Origin of the sequence: Alcaligenes sp. DN25 (assembly GCF_023674485.1) — a bacterium.
Classification (GTDB): domain Bacteria; phylum Pseudomonadota; class Gammaproteobacteria; order Burkholderiales; family Burkholderiaceae_B; genus Alcaligenes; species Alcaligenes phenolicus.
Map to the genome: position 1 here is coordinate 3,678,621 of NZ_CP098408.1, position 26,239 is coordinate 3,704,859.

The window sequence follows — 26,239 nt, forward strand, 5'->3', positions numbered from 1 at the left end:
CAGGCTCAAGCTACAGTGTCATCCGCCGCCGCTCCTCGGGCGTCAACCGATCCAGAGCGGATTGCGGATTGGCGCCCAGTCCCAGGACCTGCACCGTACTGTCTTGGCGATACGCAGAGGCATCTATCCTGGAAGTCGCTGGGCCTGCTCCTGATGATGTGGCCCCGCCCCCTGACTGCCCTGCATCCCCAAATCCCAGAATCTGCACAGTAATGACCGAAGGCAGATTCTGACGAGCCTGTGCACGAGCGCGGTTGACCGTATCCTGCGCCGCCGATGCGGCCGACGATGCTGTCGCGCTGGCGTTACTCAAGGCGCCTGTGTTGACGGTCGCCACCACCGGAATTCCCTTGGACTCGCCCTGTACCTGAATATTGTCTGCATTGACCACACGCAAGGCGGCGATATTGATGTCGCCCGACACGCGAATCCCTGCCTCGCCCGCGTCCACCGTTCCCAATGGCGCAATCAGATCGATATAACCTGGCGGGACCTCGGGAACCGGGTTCAAGGTAGCGATACCCGCACCGGTATTCGGTGTTGATGGTGACAAGGCCACATTGCCAAACAGATCGTAAACACGACGTTGCGGCGTGTAGACCACCGTGGTCTTGCTACCCCGACCCGCGTTAATGTCCCCTGCTGCCGACCAGGCCAGAATATTGCCGCCAAAGGTCGTAAAGACCCGGCTCTGTCCCATCAGAATGTCGCTTTGCGAGAAGAAGTTGATGTCCCCTTCCCCTTGCGTGATCACACCCGATCCCGGACCAGGGTTAAAGCCACCATCAATCCCCACCAGGGCACGCCCGCCGGGAGTCAGGATGCTGATGTCACCACCAAAGTTGGTGTGAATACCCGCATCCAGCACGTCGTAGAACGACACGTTGTAACCCGGACTGCCCAAGGCCTCCCACTCGGCCTTGGTGATGTAATCCAGCTTGGGAGTGGGTCGACTCTTGCCCGTCGTGTTGTTCACGTAATCCGCGTCGTAATACAGCGCACTGCTGTACATCGTCAAATCACCCGTGTAGCTCAAGGCCTTGCCTTGAGCATCCTGTTCGGGGAACAAGGTGGCAATCGCTTCACGACCACGCAAATAGCTGCCTGCGCGCTTGCTGTCACTATCGTTGTACTCACGGCCCGATGCCTTCAGCTCTGCGTAGTACACATTACGCAGATAGCTGCGTTGCTGCTCGGGCGGCAAGGCCTCGAAGAAGCTGCGGGCGTCCATACTGGCCGCATCAAAATGCAGGCCCAGGCCGTTCTTGTCGCCAAAGCGGGTGCTCAACCAATTGACCAGGTGCAGCTGGCTCTCCAGCTTGTACTCTCGCGCCAAGGGACGACTGGAGGCATTGCGGCCTTCAGCCCTGGCCTGATCGCGTACTTGGTCCAGCTCTCCCTGCTTCTCCTGCAGGAAGGCTTGTGCGCCGGCTTCATCGCCTGTGTAGCCAAACTCGCGTTGCAGCCATTGCCCCAGCGTCAGGCCACCGCTATAGATGTACAGCGCCTTGCCCTGTTGATCTGCAAACGGCAGCTCCAGATCAGCCTGATTCTCGGGGTTCAGATAGCGCGCCGCAAAGTCGTTCCAATGCGCTCCTTCGCCCATTCCGGCCGAGACCGAAATACTGGCGCCGCCACCACGACTATCGGACAAGGCACTGCTCAAGGGCCCCAGACTCTTGATCTCGCCCTTGTCAGCCAGATACACATGACGCCCAGCCGACACGTCCAGCAAACCTGGCCCCAAGATGTAGAAGCTGCTGTTACGCACGTCCCGACCCGCTTCAACAATGGAAATATCGTCTGCCCAGGCATGGGTAATCAAATTACCGCGTGTCGTCGCAGTGGCACTCTTGGCCCCTGCCACGGCATCTTTCTGCCCCAGGCGTGTGCCCGAGTCGGTAATGTCACGCCCGGCCCGAATCGCCACAGGAACCGAGCCTTCCATACGTGAGCCCTGCGAGCCCGGTGGGTATCCCAACAACACTTCCTGACCGACGCGCAAGCCAACAATGTCGCCGTTGACGGCGTAGTAACGAGCGGGCTGACGTTGAGCTGCGGCAGTACCGATATTGACCGGCGTACCAAACACAAACAAGGAACCTGTATTTTGACGGCCTCCGTACAGCGAAGTGATCGTCTTGCTGCTGACGGTGAACCAGTCGTTGAGCTTGACGGCCTCGCCATCCACGTTATGAATTATGCGAGGGTTATAGCCGTACTCGCCGCCCCCTGTCTGCGATAGCAAGCCTACAAAGGCAGGACGGAAGGGGCTGGACATGGCCGCTGCGTCTGCCGCCGAGGCCGAGAAAACGTAGCCGGCCGCCTGAATGGAGCCCCCCGCCAGGAACTGCAGTTCACCACGCCCTGTTGCGTTGACAAACTGCTCGCCCATTGGCGAAGGGGCCAGTACCGTACCAAAGCCATAACGCAATATTGAATTGCTGGGTACAGTGGCATCGCTGGCACTGGCTCCATACTGAATATTGCCGTTAGCGGCCGCCGCACGCAGGATAGAAGGATAGAAATGACCATCTGCGTTATGGGACTGGTTGCGGCCTGGGTCGCCCCAACGCGTATCCTCATACGCATTGCGCTCATCCCAGGACGTGGTGGGCGTCAGGTTGCCCCCCACACTCAACAAATCAATCGCCGTCGCCGGTGTCCACAAGGAGAACCAGGACCAACCATTGCCGTCATAGTGCTGGCCATCTACGGAGAAAGGCGTTGAGCTTAAGGACAAGGTACGCCCTGGGTCTACCGTACTGCCCAGCACCAGATCGCCCCGCGTTTGCATGCGTACTGCGGAGTCACCCAAGACCAGAATCGGACCACCTGTTGCGGTCCCTCCGCCGCTGGCATAAATATTGCCAGGACGCGTATCCATGTGATCTGTTCCACCAAAGCCCAGCTTTACCCCACCAACCGCGCCGGCATCCAGAGCAATCGCTCCTCGCAAATTCACCAAAGTGCTGTTCAGGTCATGCTCGTTCAAGCGCACATCGGGGTTCGGGTTCAGTGTGCCACCCAGGCGCAGGACCAGGTCCCCGCCACCTGTCTGTACCAGTTCGCCCCCCGAGGTGATTCGGCCTGTGCTGCCCACCACCAGATGCAAGCCCTGGCTGCGCGGCGTATGCGTCTGCTGATTCCAGCTGCTGCGAATACCGCGCTGGTTCAACATGCCGGCATCCGCTCCGGCCTCCACGGTCAAGTTGCCACCACCCAAAGTACCCACACCGGTAAAGCCGGCCAGGAAAGGATCGTTGGCAAACAACCAGGTGTCGTACTCGCTATACCCGCCATTTGCGGTACCCGCCACATATGTCCCGAAGTTGACCCACCAGGCACTGGGAGTCCCTTCCGAGGCTGACACTGCACTACCCGTTCCCTGGCGCCACAACCAGTTACCCACTGCCGTAGAAGCAATCTGCTGACGCGTGTTGTAGAAGGTGTAGCTCTGATCATTCTTGCCGTCGTTATTGCCGACCAGATCCCCCTTCACACTGCCTTGAGCACGCAGCAACACATTGCCGCCCTTTTCGGGATACCAGGCCTGATACAGGCTGTCCGCACCACCGTCGACCAGCGACTCGAAACGCTTGCCTTCCGCGCGCAAGATCGTGCCATCGAACAACTTGCCACGCGCCTGGTTATAGGCCGCCCCCATCGATGCCGACGGCGTGCCTGCGGTGTAGACCCCATACAGCGAATTCATCTCGATGTCGCCACCAGACACCAGATCCAGATCACCCACGCCCGTACGCAGGACACTGAACAGTTGTTCACGGGCGGGCTGTTTCACGTCTTGCATCTCGGGCGGTGTAGCGGGCGAGAGCTCGGCGGCCATATCGCCCATGCCAAAAATATTCAGTTCAGTGATATCGGTGCCGATAATGCCGTACGCTTGCAGCTCTTCGATCTGCGCCTGTGTCACCTGCTCACCAGAGACAGGCACAAAGCTCAACCAATAGCCCCCCGCCAGCAACTCAATCAGCTCTTCAAAGCGGCTGACCTCTCCCCAGCCATACACCGCTGGTTTACCCGTTCCTGGAATTTCGGTTGATTTCACGCCAAGGCCAAAGTGCGTATCCGCCAGCATCAAGCGACGCTCGGTATCAATCAACGTCAAGCGATTATCCGCTGCCGAGGTATCCGCCCCGGCAACCAGACGCAAATCCCAGGACTGCGAGCCAGCGGCCAACATGGGGGCCAGAGCCAGCATACGACCTTGCGCGTCATCCCCATCTCGAGGACGAAGATCGACCATCACGGCCCCGCCCGGCAATACCACGTCCGTCTCGGAAGGCACCAACGCCCCTTTCTTCAAGGCGACCTGCTGGTTCAATTTCATGAGCACCGGCAAGGGCACGCCTTTGGGCCACAGAGTAGCCGCCATTTGCGCATCCTCCGGCAAACGGAAGCCCGCGGCCAACTGCATATTGGCTTGTAGTGTCACTGCCTCTTTCAAGACCGTGCCAGCGGCATAAACCACTTGCCCGGACGCATCCAGCACGGCCGCTGACAGCACCGTTCCTGCCTGCAAGGACAGGCCTTGCGCCAGACTCATCAGGCTGGGGATTACGGTGCCGCGTGGCAAGCTCATGCCCTCCACGGGCAGGTCATAGTTAACGGTACGACCGGCCGCGAACTGGGTCCCCACGTCCAGCGTGGCCATGCCGCCATGGGGGATGATGAGATCACCGCCAAAAGGCATACGACCTGCGGGCAGAACCCAGCCACCATCATCAGCCGTGACACCCAGCACGGAGGTATTGAAGCCATCCGTCAAACTGCCAAAAATCGTCAGATCTCCAGCGGCGCGCAATACCAGGGCCCCGGCCTCGCCCGAGCCATATACCGAGCTTTTCTGAGCATGAGGATTTACGCTGGCATAGCGGTAGCCCGACAGATCAATATCCCCATCTACATGCAGATCACCATCTGGATTCGTGGCGGCATTGCTGACAATCTCCACACCAGGGCGCAGGTGGAATTGATCACCATAAGCACGCAGCCCGGCCAGCTTGCCTTGCATCAAGGCCTGATTCGCCAGAGCCTTGTTGATGAAGGTTTCACTATCCAGATGCTTCTGACGCAAGTAGTCCTGATCGATACGCTGGTAGCTGCGACCATCTACCGTTTCATCGAGGCCAAGCTGCGCATCGTCGTATTGCTGGAAAGCATTGACGGCAATCGACCTCGCCCCGGTAATGTTGAGTGCACCGCGTGCATCAATATCGACATCGTTGCCCGTCGCGCCACCCAGGCGCGGTGCGTTCAGAGCGACAGTGCCGTAATTCGCATGGGAACCAGCCACACTCAGATTCATGCGCATGCCATCGGCCAGAACCAGACGACCCTGGCCCGAATCAATTTCAATGATGGCCCGGTTAGGTGCTTCAATCACTTGGCCGTAACTGTCCCGACGCAGCACACTGGCACTGGCATCCAGCACGGCGCTGCCAGTCAGGGTCACCCCTCGCTTGGCAGCCAGGCGAATGCTGCCCGCCTGCTCACCGCTGGCATCAATGGTGCCGTTGACCGTCAGGCTGCCATTGTCCACGGAGACATTGATTTCACGCGCTTTAAGCTCGTTGCCAATGAGCAGATCCCCCTGGCGCAGTTGGAAGCTGCGACCACCCCACACCGATCCTTCATTCAGACGGGCGTTAAGTCCCGCAAAGTCCGCAATCTGCTGTCCACGCAGCTCAATAAAGCCGGAGGCAAAAGGCACCAAGGTACCGCCCGCATCGTAATGCCCTGTTCCAGCTCCCGACATACGGCCACGCAAGTCCACCAAGCCGTTCAAGGCCAGGGCCGTCAGTTTGCCTGCACGATTGTGCTGGGCCGATACATCAATCAGGGACTCCGCCGCTTGGATCACATTGCCGCCGCGACTCTCCAGCACAACCTCGCCACCCCAGCTGTACTTGTTCACATCAAAGAAGCTGATCGGACGCCCTGCCAGATCCAGTTGCGCACCCTCTTGCAGAACCACATCGTCCTGAGCAGACAGCTTCAGCTTGCCGCTAGGCAGCAAGGCCGCACTGTCCCAGACCAGGGACCTGGCAGCATCCAGGCTCAACTCGGCTCCCAAGGCGTGCACCGCTGTGGCCAGATCAGGCTGCACCGTGCTGCTCCCCTGCGGACGAGTCACCGCAATGTTGCCACCTGCACGGATGTTGTTGACCGAACCGGCCTGTCCGGTAAACAAGGGGGTGCTGATGTTCAGATTGCCGCCCTGATAGGTCCAGCCATTGCTGGCTGCATCCCAGGCACCACGACTGTGGTACACGGACAAGCTGCCCTTGTGATTGGCTGTGATGCGCTCGGAAGCATTCAGGTTCACGCTGCTAAAGCCCAAGGCCAGACGGTCGTGCATACCCACGGTATCGGGCTGGCTTTTCGGGCCGTAACCAAACTCAATCTGCTGAGCATCAAATACCAGACGGCCATTCCCCGTGCCCGCGCCGCCTTCCACGATGTTGCCCGCCGGTGTCGTGGCTCCGTTCCAGACCAGAATTCCGGTTTCGATACGTGCTTCACTATTTGCGTCACCATAGCCATAAATGGCAGCTGCGCTTAACACCAGGCGCTCCAGTGCCGACTTGCCTGTCACCGGGTCCAGCGTGCTCAAATTGACATCACCATAGAAGTTGACGGAGTCACGCGCCGTCAACACCAGGTTCTCCAATGCAGGCGCCCCCATCTGGGTATCGCCGCGCAGCAAGCGCTCCAGCACACTTTGATTCAGCGTCAGACCGGAGGGCAAGATACCCGCAGCAGACGCGTCGGACAGGGCCTGCGCTCCGCCCACATTGATGCCACCCATGGCCAGCACCAGATTGCGTGTGCCATAGCGCACCGACTCATCCAGCTCAAAGGTTTTATTGGTGGCAGCAGTAATCGTGCCTTCAGAATACAAGCGGGTTTCACCCGAACAACTGCTACCGACGGCACAAGTCCCTATATGCAGAAAGCCCGCCCCTACCGTGCCCCAACTATCGTCGTTGCTGGGTGCAGTGACATCCAGCCAGCCATTGCTCAAGGCCAGAACCCCTTTCTGACCGGGCTGCAGCACATAGCCTTCGCTGGAGTCCCAGGGCGCGGCGCCTTTGCCCAAGGTGTTGATCGTGGCGCCCTGCTCAACTGTCAGGCCCTTTTCACGATTACCCACCACCAGAAATACCTGCGCAGCTTCCAGCACGGCGCCGCCGCGAATATAGATTTCATCTGTGCGCGTGTTGCCCAGACTGACACGCCAGGCATCGCGGGTCGAACCATAACCTTGCAAGGCAAACGTAGAGGTAGGTGAACCCCCGATACTGATGCCTGCCGCCCCCAGGCGATTGAGCACACCGGACTCTACCGACATACCATCAAAGCCTGCGGTCGGCGCTGCCCCATCAGCCAGCACTTCAATGCGCTGACCAGTCAGCACCACATTGCCCCCACGGCCATTCTGGGCCGGTTCAAACTTGGCAACACCGGACGCCACCTGCAAACGGTTCGCCTCCAGCTGCAGTTGGCGGGCATCTCGCTCCAGTTGAGGGCGCGGGACGCTATCACGCATGGCCCAGTCCAGCCCAAACTGCGAGTAAGACGTTTCGTTGTACTGGGAATACTGGCGCAGGGTGTCTGCCGAGGTCAGCACCACGCGCGAGGGCATGGCATCCATGACATGGGTATTGGCGATCCCCAAACGGGCGGCCACATTGTAGGAACCATTACGCATGGCAATGGTGCCACCCATAGCCGCACTGGCACTGCCCGAACCACTGATTTCAACGCGGTAAGCACCAGGCAACAAGGCGTAGGTAGAGGGCAGCAAGGTATACGTACCTGCGGCCAGGCCCGGCACGCCCTCTCCGATATGAATCTGGCGTCCCACCATAGGATCGCCTGCACCATTGTCGGCCGCCAATGGCGCCACCACTTGCTGTACACCTGGCACGACGGCATAGACCGGGTTGCCAGAAAGCTCGGGCAGCATGAAGCCGTTATTGGTGCTCTGAATCAGGGGGTGCAGACGGGCATCCGTAGAACCACCCCGCCCAGGCAGGAAACCTGCTCCTGTCAGTTCTCCACCACCCGACAGATCCAGCAAGGCACCTTCTTGCACGTCCACGCTGGTGGCTTTCAGGCTGAGATTACCCAGCAGACCGCCCAGGCCCACATAAGGCGCATCGCTACCTGCATAGTTATAGGTCAGCCCATCCACCGTCCCGCCGTAGGGCATGATCAAACCCGCGGCACTGACCGAGGTAATGCTGCCAGGGCGCATCACCATGGAGGTTGGGGCTTGCGAGGCACCACCTACACCCACACCCAACTCCAACTGCCCCAAGGGAGCCAGCAACACACCGCCCTGATCAATATTGCCCGACATCAGGCGCAAGACACCCAAGGCAGAATAAGGCTGGGCGACAGGGCCACTGCCAATGCGCTCGATACGCAAGCTGCGCTGCGGGTCATACTGTGTCAGCGGGTTATTCCACTGATCGCGCTGGATATAACGGCCGGAAATCACCTCCGCCGTCACGCCAGTTCCCGGATAGATGCGGCCAGCCGCCAGCACCAGATCCCCTTCGGTCAGCAGCTGTGTACGATCACCGACCGCATGCTTCAAGAAACGAAGGTCGTGCTGCGCGCGCAGATCCACCGTATCAAAACCGGCACGCGATACCTCGGCCTTGCCACTTTGCAAGGACCGGCCCAATGCACCGAAGGCGATCTGGTTGGCTATGTCCAGCACATTGGCGTCGATACGCAGATAGGAGTCTGGCAGCAGCTCGGGCAATCGGCCTTCATTACTGTTCAGAGCCTGAATCAGCGGAGTCACATACTTGTCGCGGGTGGGATGCGTTGCCCCTGCCAAACGGACATGAGGCGCGGCCAGCTTGACCGTAGCACCGGGCATTGAGCCAGGGGCCAAGGCAATCTTGGGGGTGGCCAGATGCAGGCTTTGGCCCATCTGCAAATCCACACCGTTTTCAATCGACAAAATGCCGTTGGACAGCAGGGCCAGATTATCAAAGCCCCCCGCCTGAATGCGGTCCACACCCAAACGAGCATGGCCGTAGACCAAACCCGCATCAGCACGACCAGCTTGCAGATCAAGCGGCAGATTCTCCAGTTGCTGCTCTTGCACCAAGGTCATTTCACGGTGTGCCAGCACGCGATCACCCGGCCCACCTGACATTTCATAGTTCGGCGACTCCAGGGCGACCGACAAGGTTCCGCCTGCCGCATTGGCACCACCGGCCCAGGCCTGCATATCGCCATCCAGATACAGTCCGTTGAAGCTGGCCAGATGAATGACACCGCCATTGGAAGCGATGGTTTGCGCGCCCTGACCAGGCATGTCCAAAGTCGCTGCGGCTCCGGATGCCAGCAGGCGCGCGCCTTCGCGCACAATGACAAAGCTGTCGATAGCCTTGACCTGCGTCGCAGCCTGCTGGTACTTGCTACCAATTTCGATACGGCCACCATTGAGCACCTTGCCGTAGCGTTGACCCTGGGTATCGACAGCCGTCATGGCCTTGCCCGACACATCCAGCACGGCATTGCTGCCCAACCAGATTGAACCGTCGTGTCCTTTGAGGTGGCGCACGTCCTCGCTGCCAGCACTCAGGCCATAGATACCGATCTTGCCACCCGAGGCTCGCAAGGAGCCATCCACCGTAATCTGACCGCTGCCTTGCAAGATAATGTTGCGACCATCATCTACGCTAATATGCGCCGCCTTGCCCACGGACAGGGTGGGGCCACTGGGGTCCACATCTTGCTGCTTGTACTCAAAACCTGCCGTCAAGCTCAGATCGGCACCGCCGCGCTGGCTGATCGAGCCTTTTTCGGGCGATTCGCTGAACTCGGGTGGCAACCACAGGGAGGCAACCTGGCTCAGATCCCCACCATTGGCCAGTTGACGTGCAGCGGGCAGATCCAGCTGCATGACGGGCATGTTCAGCGCCAGATTGGCCCCTTCTGCCACGGCCACGCCGTAACCGCCTATCACGTCGTAATTCGCAAACCCTTTCTGGAACAGGCTGCTGTCCAGATGCAGCATGGTCCCCACGGCCACATCCTGCGTCAAGCGCGTTCCGGCACGCAGCAAGGTGCCTGCGCTATAGCTCAAATCGGCATGAGCGACCGTGCCAGCCTTGTAAACACCGGGGGATGGCGCAATGGCAATGCCATCAGGCAGGATATCTGCCGGCACCACATAGTTGGTCGGGAAGCCGGCGGGATTCATGATCTCCATGATCACCGTTCCCGCTGGCAAGGTTGGCGCCACGCTCCAGCTATAACCGTCTACCCGCAACTGCTGGCCATTGGACAGCCAAACCGAATAACTGGAGTTCTCGTTGCTTGGCTTGGGCAAGGTCCAGGGGGTCGTCAAATGAATCCAGCTGGACTGATTGGCCTGCTCAACCTTGGGCGCCCCGCCAATAACCTCGCCAGCGGCGGCATGGGTACGCATGTAGTGGAAATCCACCGGCAAAATCGCACCAGCAGCAATGGTAAAGGCCTCGGTCGTCAGCAAATCGGCCAGAGAGCTTTGACCCGCCTGCAGGACGCCATCACTGCCCTGCACCGTGCCACCCAACACGACAGTCTCCCCGGTCTGCAAGCGCAAGGTGCCACCACCAGCCACACCATGACCACGGATTTCACCTTCGAAGACCAGTCGTCCACCTATGCCGGATACGCTGGATATATACGCATCAGCGGCCAGAGTGATATTGCCACCCTTGCCACCTAGCACCGAGCCATCGGCCATATAGGCCGCCGCCGAAGAGACGTCCAGCAGCGCGTGTTCGGCCACAGTCACATCACCGCTGCTGCGCAAAATGATTTCACCACCATTACGCCACGGCAGATAGCGCATCGCGCGGCTATCCATCTCCTGATTGCTCCAGAAGCCTCTGGTATCCAGGGTGACACCTGAGTCAATTCGTGTGGCAGCAATAGCGCCGGCTGCCACATCGGCAATCTTGCTGGATTGCCAGCCCAAACTGGCGCTGGTCCATTTATCCACCATATCACCCAGCAAAATACGGCCACCGCGCGCCGTCAGGTCAGCCTTCACATCGACCTGATTGGCATGCAGCGCGATCTCGCCACCCAGAGCAAGCTCCAGCGCGTCGTTGACTTCCACACTTTGGCTGGCATAGGCACGTAGAGCCCCCAGACCCATTTGCGTCAACCAATCGGAATCCAGGCTGATGCGAGAAGGGCCGGACGTCGCGTCGGACTGCTCCCCCCCCTCTTGCGCCTGAGCCTTGCCAATCACAATCTGCTCAACCACTGCACTGGGGCTATAGCTCAGATTCTGCGTGTCCTTGTCATAAACCGGCGTCCAGCCACCCAGAATCAGCTCGGCCCGACGCGCTACAGCCGTTTGTGACTGCTGATAGCCATCCAGCTTGGGAGCCGGTGCCTGAATCTGGCGCGGGCCCTGGTAAACCTCGGATTCGATATGCCCTTGCAGGTCCGCCGCCTTGGTCGAAATAACCAGGCGGCCCGCATCACGTCCTACCGTATAGCCTTCTTCGTAACGCTGGGTAGGAGCCAGAATCGGGTTATAGAAGCTGCGGGTTTGACCCCAGCGCGCACTGGTCTGCTCGTAACCCTTGTACAAGCCGGTGTAGAGCAAATCGCCCGGTGCACTATCGACCGTGTATAGACGGCCATCCACACCCCGCAGCCAGCTTTGACGCAGATAACCGCTTTGTACATCCAGCGTGCCGCCCGACAAGTTGATCAAGGAACCGGGGCGCGTCACCACGCTGGCACCGCTGAACTGCACGGTGCCGCCCTGGGCGGCCCACTCGCCGATACCGTGGCTGGCGACCCCCAGATAACCACCCACTTCCAGTAGCCCGCCCGCGGTGTACCAACGGTCCTTTTCATAGCCATTGGTGCCAGCAGGAACAAACACCAGGTTGCGGCGATCCAGCCAGACATCGCTGCTGCGCAGATTGTCGCCCTCGCGGTTGACCGGAGCATCGCGTTGCTCATTACCCTGAATGTTGATCATCAGGTTGTTGGCTTCCATCGCCACGCGAACACCCACATGGCCGGACACATCAATCACGGCGTCCTGACGTACCTCGCTGTTCCTGGCCGCGTCCACAAAGACCTGACCACCCGTCGCCAGCGTAAGGCTGTCGGCGTCGAAAACCACATCGCCACCGCTGGCAATCTGTACCAGCGACTGATCACGGCGGTGACGCAGGCCATCGCCTTCCTTGTCCGATTCCTTGATCAGAGCTTCGCGTTGCACATCCAGGGCGGTAGCAGCGCTTTCGTCCAGCACAATGGCTGTGACGCTATCCTTGCCCAAGGTCACGCTGGATTGAGCATCCGTCTTGTTGTTCTGCAGATGAATCGTGCCTCGGTTGTGAACCGAGGTGCTGGCCACCAGCACGCCGTCCTGGCTGATCGTGCGCCCGGCCAAGGTGATGTCGCCCGTTGCGGCTTGAATCACGCCCGTATTGCGAACCAGGCCCGCCTTGTCGGATGCCCCTGCCTGAGCTACCACCGTGTTGCCACGGGTGGTGGAATTGACGTTTTCCTCTGTCCCCATCCCCTTGCGGATGATGAAGTTCTCGCCAGCGGCCAAGGCAGCCTGCCCGCCCGGGGTCGAGATACTGCCTGCATTGTGCACTTCCTGCCCCAGCAAGAGCACATAGCCCCCGCCCTGGTTCACGGTCTCGGATGCGTGTGTGCCGATACGTGCACCGGCGTGTATCTCGATCTTGCCTTGCGCATTAGTGAAGGACGCCGTGTTGGCATCCTTGCCATACAAACCTTCCTTGAATTGCTGGTCCGTGATCTTGGCGGCGGCTGTCACCAGATTGCGCACGTTCACTTGAGACGTGCCACTGAACACCACCCCGTTCTGGTTCACCACCATCACGGTGCCATCACCCTTGATGGCGCCTTGAATCTGGCTCGGGGCGGTATCCGCTCCCACAACACGGTTCAACACCGCATCGGACGCTTTTTGCTGGAACTGCACCGTGGTGTTGCGGCCCACGTTAAAGCTTTCCCAATTCAGTACGGCTTTGCTTTCGGTCTGCTTGATGGCAACGATGTGCTGACCATTGTCTTGTGTGTACACCGGACGCTCTGAGCCGGTCCAGACGTGCAGATTGCCTGCAGCATCACGATCCCACACCCCGCCTTGCACATAACCGTCCGGCACACCGGCTTCTTTGGCAGCAGCCTCGCGCGCGGCTTTTTGTGCAGCTTGCTGAGCAGCAATCGCACTGGCGGTACGACCCAGGTTCTCGACCGAACGGGCCAATTGCTGACGTGCTTCGGCATGTTGGCGTGCCGCCGAGTTCAAAAGGCCATTGCCCGGATCAACCATTCCACCTTGTGCGCCGGAGACATTGCGCTCTACCGCTCCCCGCGACGCGAACCACGCGCCTGATACGGGCTGGGTTTGCGCATAAGCCTGCGCACTTACCCCCCCTGTAAGCAGCAAGGTCGCTATGGCTCGGGCCACCGGCGTCAGGCGATTTCGGGTCTTGTCGCGATAAGCTCTATCGACAGGGTTTCTAGGATCAGATGACTTGGAAGACAAACTGCGTAGGCGTGGCGACATTGCTTGAGTTTCCCGGCTTAAGACTGGAGGGATTTCGTATCCATATCTACAAGACTGGTTCTGGCGAGAAATCAATCATGCCTATTTTGTTACTTTATGTAACTACGCCTGCCTTACCAGAGCAATACCACCCGCCAACTCCTGCACCCGTATGCCGGACATGGCGCGCAGCATATCCAGGGCCAAATCCATATCGCTGATGGACAAGCTCAAGTACACCGGGCGGCTCTTCAAACTATCGCTGTAAACCACGATTTTTCCGGGCCGATAGCGGTTCAATTCTTCCACTACATCGGCCAGGGGCTGACCTTCAAAAGCCAGATAACCACGTCGCCAGGAACTGACCTGATCCAGGTTAGGGCGCTGCACCGCGTGGATGCGCTCATAGTCGTAAACCGTTTGCTGGCCCGCCTGCAAAGTGATGATTTGACTCGCCTGTACCTGGACCTGCCCTTGCAGGCAGGTCACCGTTACGTTCTTCCCCGTGTAACGCACGTTGAACTGCGCCTGTTGCGCTTGCATGCGCCCTGGCCCAGCCTGAACGTGGAGGTGGCTGGCCGCTCCATCCAGTACCCGGATTTCGACTTCGCCTTCAACAAGCTCAATGCCTGCCCCCTGGGCGGTGTCACGACGGTTGATGCAAGTTTGCGTGTTCATCTGAATGGCAACGGCCTGCCCCAGTTGAATCTCACGCTGCTCGCCCACCCCTGTTCGAAAATCCGCTGTCAGTTCCGTGAACGATGGCCACAAGCCCCAGGGCGGATGTACCACTCCCACCACCGCCAGGGCCGAGGCTGCAAAAGCTCCCCCCAAGAAGGCGCGCCGGGCCGTAAATACGGGTGGGGCAGCGGGAGCTTTCCATTCCGGCAACAAGTCTCTGGCGGCCTGCAAACCCGGCGTTACCGTGTCCATCGTTACCGTCAGCTCCTGCCAGGCCACACGATGTTCGGGACTTTGCTCCAGCCATTGCTGAAAGCTCTGCGCATCGGACTGCCGGGCACTGCCCGAATGCAGCCGCACCCACCATTGATTGGCTTGGGTACGCACGGCGTCAGACGGGAAGGAGGAAGAAGGACTCATGGGGCAAAACTTAAGCGTCGGTAAGACTGTCGGAGACGCTGACACCCACAGCATCATTGAATTGTTCCGCGCAACGCAGTCGCAAATAGTCCAGCGCGCGCATCATTTCCTTGTTCACCAGGGAAACCGAAATATTGTACTGTTTGGCGATCTGGGCATAGGTCAGACCATCCACCCGCGAAGCCATCAAAATCGTGCGCTGACGAATCGGCATGTCCTGCAGCACAGCAAGCAATTGCGCCGTCGTGATGCGCGCCCAGGCACAACGCTGGGTATCGTAGGTGTCATCGGCAATATGGCTCAAGGCGTCCAGATCCATGGCAGTCAACAAGCTGTTGCGCTGTTTGTAGGAATCAATGGCGATATGGGTGGCCATGCGCAGCAAGTAGGCTTCGTCATTGTTCACCGATACTCCGTTGCCTACCCCCCCTATCCGTATCCAGGTTTCCTGCAAGGCATCCGCCGCATCTTCACGCGAACCTATCGTGCGCTCCAGCCGCCGACGCAAATGCGTGTAACGGGCGATCAGACTTTGGCGCAAACGACTACGCAGAGCTTCGGACATGATCTACTTCCCGGCCTGCACAGGGCAGTCGTCACGCACATGGCCCGAAACGGGGGCCAGCAACAGGACCAAGGGTTGCGGCAGACTGGCATCCGGGGCCACGCCCATTGCCAGTGAGTCCAGCACCTGACTGATCGCCTGATCGCGGCTGGCCTGCCCGGTCGAGCCCAACAGGTGCACGCGTTCCACCTGCCCCTGCGGGTTCAGCCACAGCTGCATGGCCAGCCGGTACACGCCGGGACGGGTCTGGGGCGATCGGCACAAGGCATTACGCACAGTCTGCTGGACTCGGGTGACATAGGCACTGTAATCATGGGCGCCATCACGCACGCCCGAGATGTGATTCAGATTCAAGGGGCGCTGGCCGGTGGCCACTTTGCCCGGCCTGCTATCGGGCAAGCGGATCACAATAGAGCGGTTATCCACGTAATAGGCTTGCAAACCCGAACCATGCAGCAAGGAGGACAAGGCTTGCTTGCGCGTCATTTCGCCGCGCACGGCTGGCATGGGTCGCTGCGGATCGGCACCGTCCAGCAGCACAGAGAGATCAGAACGTTGACCATACGCTTTCAGGGCCTGAGCCAAAGGCTGAGCCGCAATGTCGAAAGACAAACGTTCGGAAGAATTTAGCAGGGTGTCAGCATCAGACCGGGCAACTGCGAGACTTGCACAGGCAAATAACAAGAAAGCGCCGAGTAACACCGCCACACTGATCGCCACCTGAGTCATGGTCATGCGCACGTTAATAGGTCTAGCCGCGGCGTCGGACAGTGAAACGAAAAGGGGTGAGGCGAGGCGATTGTAGAAGTCCCCAATGACAACATAGTGACAGTTCCCGCCCGCTTTACGTGCCAAGCCACCTTAGCGCAGCACCAGCCAGGGCGTAGCGCCCTGCAGGTGTTCACGCATCTGTTCCAGGCTGCGCTCCAGCGCCTGAGCATCCTGGCGATAAAGATGAATCAAGGAAATCAGCGGCGAGCGGGTATCAATCAAATATTGATTCGCCCCGTTCAAGGCAGGCACACACAGCACAGGCCGATCAGCCAGCAAGCGCCAGCGCAAGGTCAGGTCGCGCGTTTCTTTCAGGTTGAAATGCCAGTGGCGCGAGACCTGCGCACGGCGTATCAAATTCTGGCTGACACCGACTGAGTGCAGGGCCTGGTGGCTGGGGATCAGGTCTGGATGAGGCAGGCAGTGGCGCAATAAATACGCGCACACTGCCGCCAGAGGGGAGGCATGGTAGATGGCGATGGAAGAAGTTTTGGCACTGAACCACGGCGTGGCTTCATGCTGCTTTTCCCAATGCGTACTGCTGATCCGCCACAATCGCATGCCGTCCTCCTTCACCCGCCCTGCCCCTGAGCTTGCTGCCTGCAACATTCTGCATGGCACAAGCGGCCAGCATCCCCCCCAGGGTTCAAGACTATGGGGTCTGCTGCAACAACTGACTCAACACCTTGCCATCCACGCTTACCGTATCGGCATCCAGCATGCCGGCCACATAGGCCTGCGTTGCTTCCTGCTGTCGCTGACGACGCAAGGCATCACGTAGCGCCGGCTTCACTTCCTCCAGCGAACGCACGCTAGCCGGGCGCAGATCAGTCAATTGCAGAATATGCACACCATCGGCCTGCACAATCGGATCACTCAGCTGGCCCGGTTCCAGCTTGGCAACCGTGGCACGCATGGCTGGCACCAACTGGCTAATCGGTAAAAAGCCATTGTCGCCACCCCGCTCGGCACTGATTTTCTCGTCCGAATGCTCTTTGGCCAGCGCCGCAAAATCCGCCTTGCCTTCGCGCATTTGCTTGACCCAGGCATCGGCCCGTTTCTTCGCTTGCGCCAAAGCCTGTTCGTCCTTGTCCGGCACGCTTAAAAAGATCTGGCTCAAGCGATACATGGCCGGCAACTGGAACTGATCCTGATTGGCCTGATAAGCCGTTTGCAGATCCTGCTCGGACGGGTAATCCGCTGCAGGTTCAGACACGGATTGCAGATAGCTGCGCAGGATCACCTGATTCTGCGCTTCTTCAATGGCACTGCGTATCTCGGGCTTCTTGTCCCATTCCTGAGCCTTGGCCTGCTCTACCACGGCTTTCTCGGCCAGGCGGCTGCGCAGCCACTGCTCCAGCACCACGCGATCATTACGCATGGCTTCACGCTGTGCTGCGGGCAAAACCTGCAGGAACTGCTGTAACTCGTCCTGGCTGACCACCACCTGTCCCAGCGTGGCGACCGCAGGCGTCGCAGCACTGCTTTTTGCCGTCGATGCCGGAGCGCTGCTTTGTTGCCCGGCAGCTTGCGGCTGCTGGGCTTGAGCATCGCCATTTTTCCCACAACCCACCAAGAGGGCCGACAGGCTCAGAGCCAGCACACTTTGCAGCAGAAATTTGGGGTGTGTCATCGTGCTCACCTGATTCAAGCTTGTGCCGCTTCAGTTTGTTCAGCGTCGACAGGCGCAGTAGTCTCTTGGGCTACTTCTGGCTGAACAGCAACCGCTTCACCCTTGTCGGCACTCTGGGCTTCATTATTCGCCGCCGCATGCTGACGCAAAAACAGCAGGAATTCCTGCAACAAGCGGTCCCACAATTCAGCGGTAGCTTGCAGGTAGCTTGGTGCAACGCCACCGGCCACGATAACGTCCATTTCCAGCACCAGAAACTCGCCTTGTACCGCTAGGCGAGCAAAACGCTTGCCAATATTCCAGGCCGATTCGATACCGGCAGGCATCTCGCCTTGAACGCGCAAAGCGCAGCTCAAGGTGTAATCCAGTGCCTGGTCCGCCTCATGCGCAGGATTACCCAGGCGCAGCGCAAAACCAATGCCTTGCGAAGCCGACAAGAGCTGGCGATTCCCAGCCTGCTCGGACTCGGTCACGCGATAGCCCATCTGTTGCAACAACTCCTGCAATTGCTTCAAGGAGACGGATTGGATGGTTTGGGAGTCAGTCATACATATTCCTTGTGGGTATCAATCAATAAGGCTCAGGGCGCGACAGGCGGCTGTTCCGACGACGTGGCACCGGGCGTGTACAAGCCGTCATAAAGCTTGTCGCCCAGCGCCTGCGCGTGCTCGTCGAACTTCACGCGTGCCGAGCCGGCCAGCGGTTGTCGGATCTTGAGCAAGTCGCCCGTGCTGAACTGCTCATACGCCGCCAGGATTTCTTTCCCGGCTGCATACAATTCCTTGTTTTTTGCCGTGCACAGTCCCAGTTCCTCTTCGCGCTGGGCCAGACTGGACGCCAGGCTGGCACGCTGCGTTTCAGTGGCACGAGCTTGCACCTGCAAGGTTTCAAACTCGTTACGCGCACGGCCTAATTGCGATTGCGCTGCCGCCACTTGCTGACGCGCAGAGGTCTTGATGCCCTCCTGCTCGTCTTGCAAGCTTTGCGCCTGCTTGCTGGCCTTGTCCAAACGGGCCTTCAGTTGCTCGACCTCCTTGCGGGCCGCATCACGTTCGGTTTCTGCAGCCGTCTTAGCGGCCGTCAACTGCGCTTGCTGGCTTTGCAACTGCTGCAATTGCTGCGTGCTGGAGCGCAACTGCGTGCGCAGCCGCTCCTCCATATCCGATTTTTGTGCCATGGCTGGGCCAGCCCATTGGCCCAGGCCCGCCAGCAGCAGCGCGCCCAGCGTCATGAGAAAAGGCTTGCGCCCACTTGGCTGCACACACGGCTTCCAGGATGAGTTCAATATCTTCATGGCTTAGAACCTGGCGTTAAGTTCAAGCTGGATGATGTCGATAGACAGCGGTGCGCCATAGACTTCCTTGGAGCTGCTCCAGCGCAGATGGCCGGTTACGTTCTTCTCGAAGGCATAACCTGCACCCAGGAAGTAGCCACGTGCATTGGTGCCACCCAAGTGGAAGGAAGAATCGTTATAGCCATCGGGCATGGCATCCGGTTCGATGTACTTGTAGCCCGCAAAAGCCAGCCAATCACCCTTGTCCTTCAAGCCCAGGCTGCTGCCCAAGGTCGCTTGAACCATCCAGGCATTGCCGCCGCTTTCGATACCGGTCGGGTTACCGGAGGCATCGTAAGTACCGTTGGAGGCGATGTTGTACAGACCACCAGCACGATCCGCCATCTTGTTGCTGTCGTAAGCCAGGTTACGCACGTAATTACCGGCCAAACGCAGGTTCAAGCCATTCATGACTTCGGTATCCCAGCGCATGTTCACGTCCAGCAAGTTGAACTTGGAGGCCAGGCCCACGTATTGCCATTCGTTCCAGTTCTTGGGATCTGCCGACCACTGACGGATGTCACGCAAGAGGAAGACGGTATTGCCCTTTTGCATGAAGGCCGGACGCGACCAGTCTGTGTCACACACATCGCTGGACGAGTACAAAGTACACGCGCTGGAGCGCTGGCCGGCGATATTGTCAAAGTGGTAGTACGCTACGCTGCCGCGCAGATTGTTGCGCTGGTTGATCTTCCATTCAGCACCGATCTGCGCACCCAGCAGCCACTTGTTTTCGCTGGAGCCTTCGGACAGGCTGTTGCGATCCCATGGCGTGTTGGCGTACTCCAGCGCGTAAGCACCCAGATTGCCAAAGACGGTCACTGGACGATCCGACATCGCGTGCTTGAAGGCAGCAGAAATCCCATCGACATTCAAGTCAGACGACCACAGCAGATCCGTGGAATCAAAGGGACTGGAGGCACGACCCGCCACAATGGTGGCCCAATCGGCAGGACGGTAAGACAAGTAGGCCTGATCCAGCCACAGGTGCTTCTTGCCCATGCCGTTGCCCAACGTATCGGAAGTGGACACCGGATTGTCATCGCTGCCCGTAGCCAGGCGGATACCGGCCTCCCAACGCTCGGACAGCGTCGCTTTCACACCCAGACGAGCACGGATACGCCACAGGTTGCGGCGGTCCTGGCGACTGTTCAGATAAGGAATCTTCAAACCATAGGGCTTGTTTTCGACCACGGTAGGAATGGGGCCGTTGTCGTTCCACTTCGCAAAGTTGATCAACTCGTTACTGTTCGCGCCATCCATCAGGCGCGACTCGTTACGCACGCGTACATCGCCTTCAACCGTGATGCGCGACACCCAGTCCGGGAAGGTGTTGGGCTGGGCCCAGTTCTCGGCCTTGGCTTGCGACATCACTTCATTCTTCACTTCTTCGCGGATCTGCTCACGCACAGTCTCCGGGATGTACGTGACACGCACATCACCTGGCCGGGCCTGGGCGGCACCTGCTGCACCAATATCGGCTTTACGAGCCTGGGCCGCTTCCGCCTCGGCCTGAGCCACCAGGGCATCGGCCTGAGCCTGGGGCAAGACGCCTTGCTGCACCAGCAGACGAATCAGGTTAACGGTGGCGTTCTGGGATGGCGCCTGAGCCAGCACAGGGCCAGCGGTGCAGGTCAAGGCCAGCGCCACCGCGCAAGCCAGCCGACTAGGATGGGTTTTCATGAAAAGCGCACTCCAAATCATTCGGTCAAAAAAGGCAGACAATCAACTGGGCCTACGACCCGTTACCTGGGCTCGGATAGGCATGCTTACCGACGCCGGTGGCCGCTCGCTCAAGCGCCCGACTTCACGCAAGGCAGCTACCAAGGCCTCATCAATCTCGGTATCGCCCGAGGACTGCGCCAAGGCGACACGGGTAATGGACCCGTCTTCGGTCAACCACAACTGCACCTGAACGCGGTAGACCAAGTTGCGGGTGCGGCTGTCCTCACGCAGGATTTTTTGCAGCGCATAGGCCAGGTACTGGCTATAGGTGGCATTGCCTGCACGGCCACCGCCACTGCCGCCCATGCCTCGTCCCTGTCCGGCACTGATGTTGAAACTGTCAGTACCGGCCTGGGCGTCGCTGTCCATCTGCATCGGGTCTGACAAATCGTCCGATGGCGTAGGTGGCGCTTCATCCTGCGGTTGGGGCTCTTCAACCGGCGTAGGCTCAGGTTCAGGCTCCGGCTCGACCACTTCCTCTTCTTTGGGCTCTTCAGGCTCCGGTGGCGGCTCGGGTTCGGGCGGCGGAGGAGGCGGTGGCGGCAAAGGAATCAACATGGGCTCTTTGGGCACCTGGCGCTTGATCCCTGCCATGTCGTTGGCCCATTTCCAGACCCACCAGCCCAGCAGCGCCACCAGCACCACAACCAGCACCCTGATGGCCAGCCGACGCCAGCGTGCGCGTTGGTTGGCTTGCGGTTTGGATGAGTTTGGCAACATCGTTAAAACACCAATTAACTTACTGAGGTTTGCCGGTCACCAGACCGACCTGGGACAGTTCCAAGCGCCGCAACACATCCAGCACTTCCACCACTTTCTGGTACTGCACAATGCTGTCGCCGCGCACAATGACCGGGAAATCCGGGTTCAGGGCTTTCTCGGTACGCAAGCGGTCTTCCAGCTCGGGCAGGGTCACCGGATAGGCATCCAGAAACACCTGGCCCGCTTCGTTCACGGAGATGGCTTTGGTTTTGGGTTGAACCAGGGACACGGTGGAACTGGCCTTGGGCAAATTCACCTGAATGCCGGAAATTTGTGCGGTGGCGGTCAGGATGAACATGACCAGCACCACCATCAGCACATCAACCAGCGGGGTAATGTTGATGCCGTCAACAGCTGCGCCGTCATCATCGTCGTCTCGTAGGGCTGCCATGTCCGTTCCTTATGCCGAGCCAGCAGCCTGGGTATTGGCCAGATCAAGGTCAGCGCCTTGAGCCAATGCCGCCTCATGCTTGTCGTGTTTGGTTTTGCCAGGTGCGCTGTTCTGGCCATGAATTTCAGCCAGGCGAGTCACAAACTCGTCCACAAACACACGCATATCCGCGCTGACGTCTTTATTGCGGCCAATCAGGCGGTTGTAGCCAAACAGGGCCGGAATCGCGACGAACAGACCCATTGCAGTCGCCAGCAAGGCAGCAGCCATACCGGGAGCAATTGCATTGATGTTCACATCACCTGCCATCGCGGTTCCCAGGAACACCACCATGATCCCCAGCACCGTGCCAAGCAGACCGATATAAGGGCCACCGGCAATCGCGTTGGACAAAATGCCCAGACGTGCACCCAGTGCCTGATTTTCCTGTGTACGAACACCGTCCATGGAAGCGCGGATGGCTTCGATGGTGTTGGGAGACAAGGCCTTCATGCCTTGGGCCTGACGGTTGTGCAGCTCTTTCACCCCCATGCGGTACAGGCGCCACAAAGAGGAATGAGCAAAGTTCTGTTCGGCCTTGGCGTCGGTCTGTACCGCATCCAGCTTGCCGCCGGACTCACCAAATGCAGCACGGAACTGACGGTTGGCTTCTTGCACACGGCCCACCTGACGGCTCTTGCGGTACATGATGACCCAGGACTGGAACATCATGAATACCAGCACGGCGATCACAATCCAGGCGTCCATCGGGACGGCTTTCAGCAGAAAGCCCAGAGCACCGAAACCGAAGCCGGACTGCTCTTCATCCGCACCGTACGCAATCAGGCGAGACTCGGCTCCTTGTGCCAATGCATCGGCGTAAATCAGGGCAGCAGGTCGTGCAATCTTGGACAAGCGCAGCTCGTCAATCGCACCAACAAAGGGCGCATAGTTAGCGACTGGAGCGGCGACAGGCGCTGTGGCCTCGGCACCGGCAGAGGCGGCGGCACCGGGCGTGGCACCGTCAGCGCCAGCTACTTCAGCCGCCACAGGAGCAGGCGCGGCCAGCAAAGTGCCGGGGACATCACCACCCAAAGCGGCAACCGTGCTCAGCGGTGGCAGGCTGGCATTCAGGGAAGCCGTGGCGCGGCCCTGGACGTACAGAATCACTTGGCTGCCATCGGCTGTCACGGCCAGGTGCTGCCAGGTGCTGGGCGACAAGGGGGCACCGGCAGGACTGCGTTGGCCATTGATCTCAACAAAGGGCACGCCCTGGTCCAGACCGATCAGAAAGCTGTTGGCACCATCACGACGGGCATAGACCAATTGCTGGCCTTGGGGCTGATCTGCTCGCACCCAGGCGCTGAAAGAAAAAGCACCGGCTGCTGGCACGGCCAGGGAAGGACTGGCAGGCAGCATCAAGGGCGCTGTACCCACAAACTGGGCGGCACGTCCGGACACGCCGTCAATCACGCCCGCTGGGGCTGTTTGAGCGTGGTTGGTGTACGCCGTACTGTCACGCGAAGGTGCACCAGCGGCGCCATCAAAGTGGTAGACCAGGGTGTAGTTGGGATCGAAGGTAATCTGGCCGTTGGAAGCCACCGGGGCTTTCTCGTTGCCGTAGTACATCCAGATATCCTGCTTCTGGCTGGCCATCACCTCAGGAATATCCACCCAGATCAGCGCCATGCCCATCAAGGGGTCAAAGCTCTCGATCTGGTGGTTCAGCACGGTCTGATCATCACCGGACACAAAGCGCAGGTCCGAGCCATTTTCATTGGTGCCATCAAAGGAAAAATTGCCAGTATGCAGACGCACCAGCAAGGGGGTGCGGCCTACGTTTTCGCTGATGGCCGCGCCTTCAGGCGTAGTATCAACAGAGATTTGCTTGCGGTACTGCCAGTCAGGCTGCCACCAGGCCTGCGCCACGGCGGGTAGCCAGCCCACCATCATGGCAAGCATCAAAAGAAGAAGGCGTTTCATGATCGAATTACTCCGGGAACAAAATCAGGCAGATTGTTCTGGCTAAGGGGGTCAGAAGGAGGCGCGCAGGCTGAAGTGCACACGCGGATCGTGTCGTTCGGTGTTGACGCCTTGCGTCAGGGGATAAGCCCAGTCGGCATGCAGGGACAGCCAGTCAAACATTTGCAGACGCGTACCGATGCCCACACTGGCCAGATGAAAGCTGGACTCCTGCTCAGGCAAGGGGTCACGCAAGCGCAAACGTGCAACGTCGCTGAAGGCGTAGAAGCGCCACTCGTTAACCGAGGGGCCAAGCCAGCGGGCCAGCGAGGGGGTGCGCAGCTCGACACTGGCCATCCAGCCATCGTCTGCACTGCGCTCAGCGGCCAGATAACCGCGCACGCTGGTCGCGCCACCGGCCGAAAACTGTTCGTTGGAAACCAGAGCGCCTGAACCAATCTGAAAGCCCACTCGGCCATAGGCCTGCCAGTCTTTGGCAAAAGTTTCGGTGTGGTTCAGATCGCCCTTGAACACCATGAAACTGGGGCTGGCCATCCAGCGCTTGTAGTCGAACTCTTCCCATTCGCTGTTCAGGCCAAACAGGCTACGGCTGGCGCCCGTCAAGGTCAGACCGACACTGGTTTGCGAGTCTTCGGTATAGCGGTAGCCGTTGTAGGCCAACGTGAAGGGCAGATACGTCAGCGGTACGCGGTCACTGGTCTCACCAAAACGGGTTTGCTCTTCAAAATCCTTGTAGTCCATGCCAATCGAGGCGGTGTGATACCAGGAGCCGGACTGCGGAAAGGTATAGGTGGCATGAATGCCGTAGGACTGGCCCTTGCCCAGCACATTGGTGCCGCCAACAGTCGAGACATCGCTGTCAGACTTGTAGCCAGAGAACGCCAGGCTCCAGCGCGGGGACAAAGGCATGGTGTAGGCCGCCGACCAGACCTTGGCATCCTGCATATCACGCGGAGCCGTGAAGTAGGTCAGGGAGAAGGTATGGCCGCTTTGCCAAAGATTGTCGTGACCAAGGGTGACCATGCCGCGCAGCTTGCTGGTGTCAGCGCTGTAATCATTGTTCAAGCCCACACTGGCACTCCAGGGGCTTTTGTCGTCAACGCGCAAATCCACGTCCATGGTGCCGGGCACACGCCCCTCTTTCACCATCGGCATGACCTGACGACTGGCGCCGCGATTGAGCTCCGCCAGTTCCGCCTGCGCCTTGCTGAAATCCGGCACCTGACCTTCTTGCAAGGACGGCACGCCGTCACGAATGGCCAGCGGCGAATAGTGTTCAGCACCGACCACGCGCACACGGCCTACCTTGGTTTCCGTGACCTGGAAAAACACCACGCCATCGGCCACGGCCTGCTCGGGCAGATCCACGTAAACCGACTGATAGCCCTGCGTGTTATAGACTTCCTGCAAGGCGTCGCGCGCTTTTTCAATATCCTCAAGGCTGCGCTCGGGGCCTAAAAAGGGGTAGACCGCTTTTTCAATGCTGCGGGCATCCAGCACGGTATTGCCACGCACAATGTATTCATTGATGTTGACCTTGCCCTGAGCCTGCGCAAAGGCACTCTGAGGCAGCAACAAAGCCAGCGCCATCACTGGCGCAGCACAAAAGGGGTGGCCCCTCCACCCGGACAAACGGACGTTGCGCCCTGAAAATTCTGCTGGCATCACGATGCTTCCGATCCTCAATCTGATGAGCGCTGTGTCGGTGTGCCCCTGCTGGGACGACACGCCGCGCGACTCGTTGACATCTAGACGCAGCAGAAATCGAAAACTTTCGTTTGTAACAAAAACTTCATAATTCTTTCTGGACGGCGGGGGTCAAACAGGAAGACTCGTCCCCAACGGCACGATGTGCCTGCCCCCATGACAGCGGCAAAATACGCCGCCTTTGTCATGAAAACTTCACCCAGAAAAGTGAAGGCTTGCGCTAGGGTGTGTGGAACCTGAACGCCGTTATGGTGTGACTTCTTTTTATTGGCACCACCCTATGCGCCCTCTCCTTTTCTTCTTATTGTTTTTGGTTCAGGCAGGCAGCATGGCCCAGGAAAACACGCAGACTGAAGGCGCAAAAAGGCCCCCGTCCGATGTGTCTCCCGGCTGTGTCAGTGTAGTAGTGGATGGACAGGCGGCCCTGTCCTACGATTGCTTGAGCCAGCAAATGCAGCCCAAATCAGGCCCAACACCCGGCGCGCCAGGACTAGGGTCTGAAGCCATCATCCAGAAAGGCCCGAATGCAATGGGTTTGGTCAATCCGGCAACAAGCAGCAATCGCATGGGCTCGAACTTCGGGACCTCGGCTTATCCGCAACGACCGCCACGGCCATCAGCGCCCTCGCCTTTTGCGCCGCCGAATCCCTGAGAAAGCAGCCGGCCTCAAGCAAACCTGTTTGAATATAGAA

The 26,239-nt window shown here is 59.2% G+C and carries 14 protein-coding genes; 1 reads left to right on the top strand and 13 read right to left on the bottom strand.

Annotation, left to right across the window (positions count from 1 at the left end; genetic code table 11):
• Window positions 1–10: 10 nt before the first annotated feature.
• The 13 genes from NBV64_RS17050 to NBV64_RS17110 form a co-directional block, all read right to left on the bottom strand.
• Window positions 11–13,618 carry a filamentous hemagglutinin family protein gene (locus NBV64_RS17050; RefSeq protein ID WP_250756206.1) on the bottom strand — a complete coding sequence of 4,536 codons (13,608 nt, stop codon included), beginning with the start codon at window positions 13,616–13,618 and terminating at the stop codon, window positions 11–13.
• Between the two features lie 102 nt (window positions 13,619–13,720).
• Window positions 13,721–14,698 (bottom strand): FecR family protein, encoded by a 978-nt coding sequence (locus tag NBV64_RS17055; RefSeq protein WP_250756207.1) that lies wholly within the window; start codon window positions 14,696–14,698, stop codon window positions 13,721–13,723.
• Window positions 14,699–14,708: 10 nt separating this feature from the next.
• Window positions 14,709–15,263, bottom strand: coding sequence for an RNA polymerase sigma factor (locus tag NBV64_RS17060; protein ID WP_009461859.1), 555 nt, complete (start codon window positions 15,261–15,263; stop codon window positions 14,709–14,711).
• 3 nt (window positions 15,264–15,266) lie between these two features.
• Entirely contained in the window at window positions 15,267–15,998 is a 732-nt protein-coding gene (locus NBV64_RS17065) for an STN domain-containing protein (protein ID WP_250756208.1), read from the bottom strand.
• A gap of 126 nt (window positions 15,999–16,124) precedes the next feature.
• Window positions 16,125–16,595, bottom strand: coding sequence for a hypothetical protein (locus NBV64_RS17070; protein ID WP_250756209.1), 471 nt, complete (start codon window positions 16,593–16,595; stop codon window positions 16,125–16,127).
• A 91-nt stretch (window positions 16,596–16,686) separates the two neighbouring features.
• The gene (locus NBV64_RS17075) at window positions 16,687–17,667 is read right to left on the bottom strand and encodes a peptidylprolyl isomerase (protein WP_137430600.1); all 981 of its coding nucleotides are present in this window, start codon (window positions 17,665–17,667) and stop codon (window positions 16,687–16,689) included.
• A gap of 14 nt (window positions 17,668–17,681) precedes the next feature.
• Window positions 17,682–18,215: a YbjN domain-containing protein gene (locus NBV64_RS17080; protein WP_115634478.1), complete on the bottom strand. Its 534-nt coding sequence runs from the start codon at window positions 18,213–18,215 to the stop codon at window positions 17,682–17,684.
• A gap of 32 nt (window positions 18,216–18,247) precedes the next feature.
• Window positions 18,248–18,898, bottom strand: a complete 651-nt coding sequence (locus NBV64_RS17085; protein WP_021447203.1) for a hypothetical protein — start codon at window positions 18,896–18,898, stop codon at window positions 18,248–18,250.
• A 66-nt stretch (window positions 18,899–18,964) separates the two neighbouring features.
• On the bottom strand, window positions 18,965–20,683 hold the full coding sequence (locus NBV64_RS17090) for a putative porin (RefSeq protein ID WP_009461847.1): 1,719 nt from the start codon (window positions 20,681–20,683) through the stop codon (window positions 18,965–18,967).
• A gap of 42 nt (window positions 20,684–20,725) precedes the next feature.
• Window positions 20,726–21,445 (bottom strand): TonB family protein, encoded by a 720-nt coding sequence (locus NBV64_RS17095; RefSeq protein ID WP_035270206.1) that lies wholly within the window; start codon window positions 21,443–21,445, stop codon window positions 20,726–20,728.
• A gap of 19 nt (window positions 21,446–21,464) precedes the next feature.
• Window positions 21,465–21,878, bottom strand: coding sequence for an ExbD/TolR family protein (locus NBV64_RS17100; RefSeq protein ID WP_009461843.1), 414 nt, complete (start codon window positions 21,876–21,878; stop codon window positions 21,465–21,467).
• 9 nt (window positions 21,879–21,887) lie between these two features.
• Window positions 21,888–23,840 carry a DUF2341 domain-containing protein gene (locus NBV64_RS17105; RefSeq protein ID WP_250756210.1) on the bottom strand — a complete coding sequence of 651 codons (1,953 nt, stop codon included), beginning with the start codon at window positions 23,838–23,840 and terminating at the stop codon, window positions 21,888–21,890.
• Window positions 23,841–23,891: 51 nt separating this feature from the next.
• On the bottom strand, window positions 23,892–25,418 hold the full coding sequence (locus NBV64_RS17110; protein WP_250756211.1) for a ShlB/FhaC/HecB family hemolysin secretion/activation protein: 1,527 nt from the start codon (window positions 25,416–25,418) through the stop codon (window positions 23,892–23,894).
• A gap of 457 nt (window positions 25,419–25,875) precedes the next feature.
• Between NBV64_RS17110 and NBV64_RS17115 the strand changes: the two genes are divergently transcribed.
• A complete protein-coding gene (locus NBV64_RS17115) occupies window positions 25,876–26,199 on the top strand; it encodes a hypothetical protein (RefSeq protein ID WP_250756212.1) in 324 nt (107 codons plus the stop codon).
• Window positions 26,200–26,239: the final 40 nt, after the last annotated feature.

Excerpts from the sequence above, each read along its gene's own strand:
- NBV64_RS17100 (WP_009461843.1), bottom strand. The coding sequence starts at position 21,878 with ATGGCAGCCCTACGAGACGACGATGATGACGGCGCAGCTGTTGACGGC.
- NBV64_RS17085 (WP_021447203.1), bottom strand. The coding sequence starts at position 18,898 with ATGACGCTGGGCGCGCTGCTGCTGGCGGGCCTGGGCCAATGGGCTGGC.
- NBV64_RS17055 (WP_250756207.1), bottom strand. The coding sequence starts at position 14,698 with ATGAGTCCTTCTTCCTCCTTCCCGTCTGACGCCGTGCGTACCCAAGCC.
- NBV64_RS17060 (WP_009461859.1), bottom strand. The coding sequence starts at position 15,263 with ATGTCCGAAGCTCTGCGTAGTCGTTTGCGCCAAAGTCTGATCGCCCGT.
- NBV64_RS17075 (WP_137430600.1), bottom strand. The coding sequence starts at position 17,667 with ATGACACACCCCAAATTTCTGCTGCAAAGTGTGCTGGCTCTGAGCCTG.
- NBV64_RS17105 (WP_250756210.1), bottom strand. The coding sequence starts at position 23,840 with ATGAAACGCCTTCTTCTTTTGATGCTTGCCATGATGGTGGGCTGGCTA.
- NBV64_RS17115 (WP_250756212.1), top strand. The coding sequence starts at position 25,876 with ATGGCCCAGGAAAACACGCAGACTGAAGGCGCAAAAAGGCCCCCGTCC.
- NBV64_RS17090 (WP_009461847.1), bottom strand. The coding sequence starts at position 20,683 with ATGAAAACCCATCCTAGTCGGCTGGCTTGCGCGGTGGCGCTGGCCTTG.
- NBV64_RS17070 (WP_250756209.1), bottom strand. The coding sequence starts at position 16,595 with ATGCGATTGTGGCGGATCAGCAGTACGCATTGGGAAAAGCAGCATGAA.
- NBV64_RS17050 (WP_250756206.1), bottom strand. The coding sequence starts at position 13,618 with ATGTCGCCACGCCTACGCAGTTTGTCTTCCAAGTCATCTGATCCTAGA.
- NBV64_RS17095 (WP_035270206.1), bottom strand. The coding sequence starts at position 21,445 with ATGTTGCCAAACTCATCCAAACCGCAAGCCAACCAACGCGCACGCTGG.
- NBV64_RS17080 (WP_115634478.1), bottom strand. The coding sequence starts at position 18,215 with ATGACTGACTCCCAAACCATCCAATCCGTCTCCTTGAAGCAATTGCAG.
- NBV64_RS17065 (WP_250756208.1), bottom strand. The coding sequence starts at position 15,998 with ATGACCATGACTCAGGTGGCGATCAGTGTGGCGGTGTTACTCGGCGCT.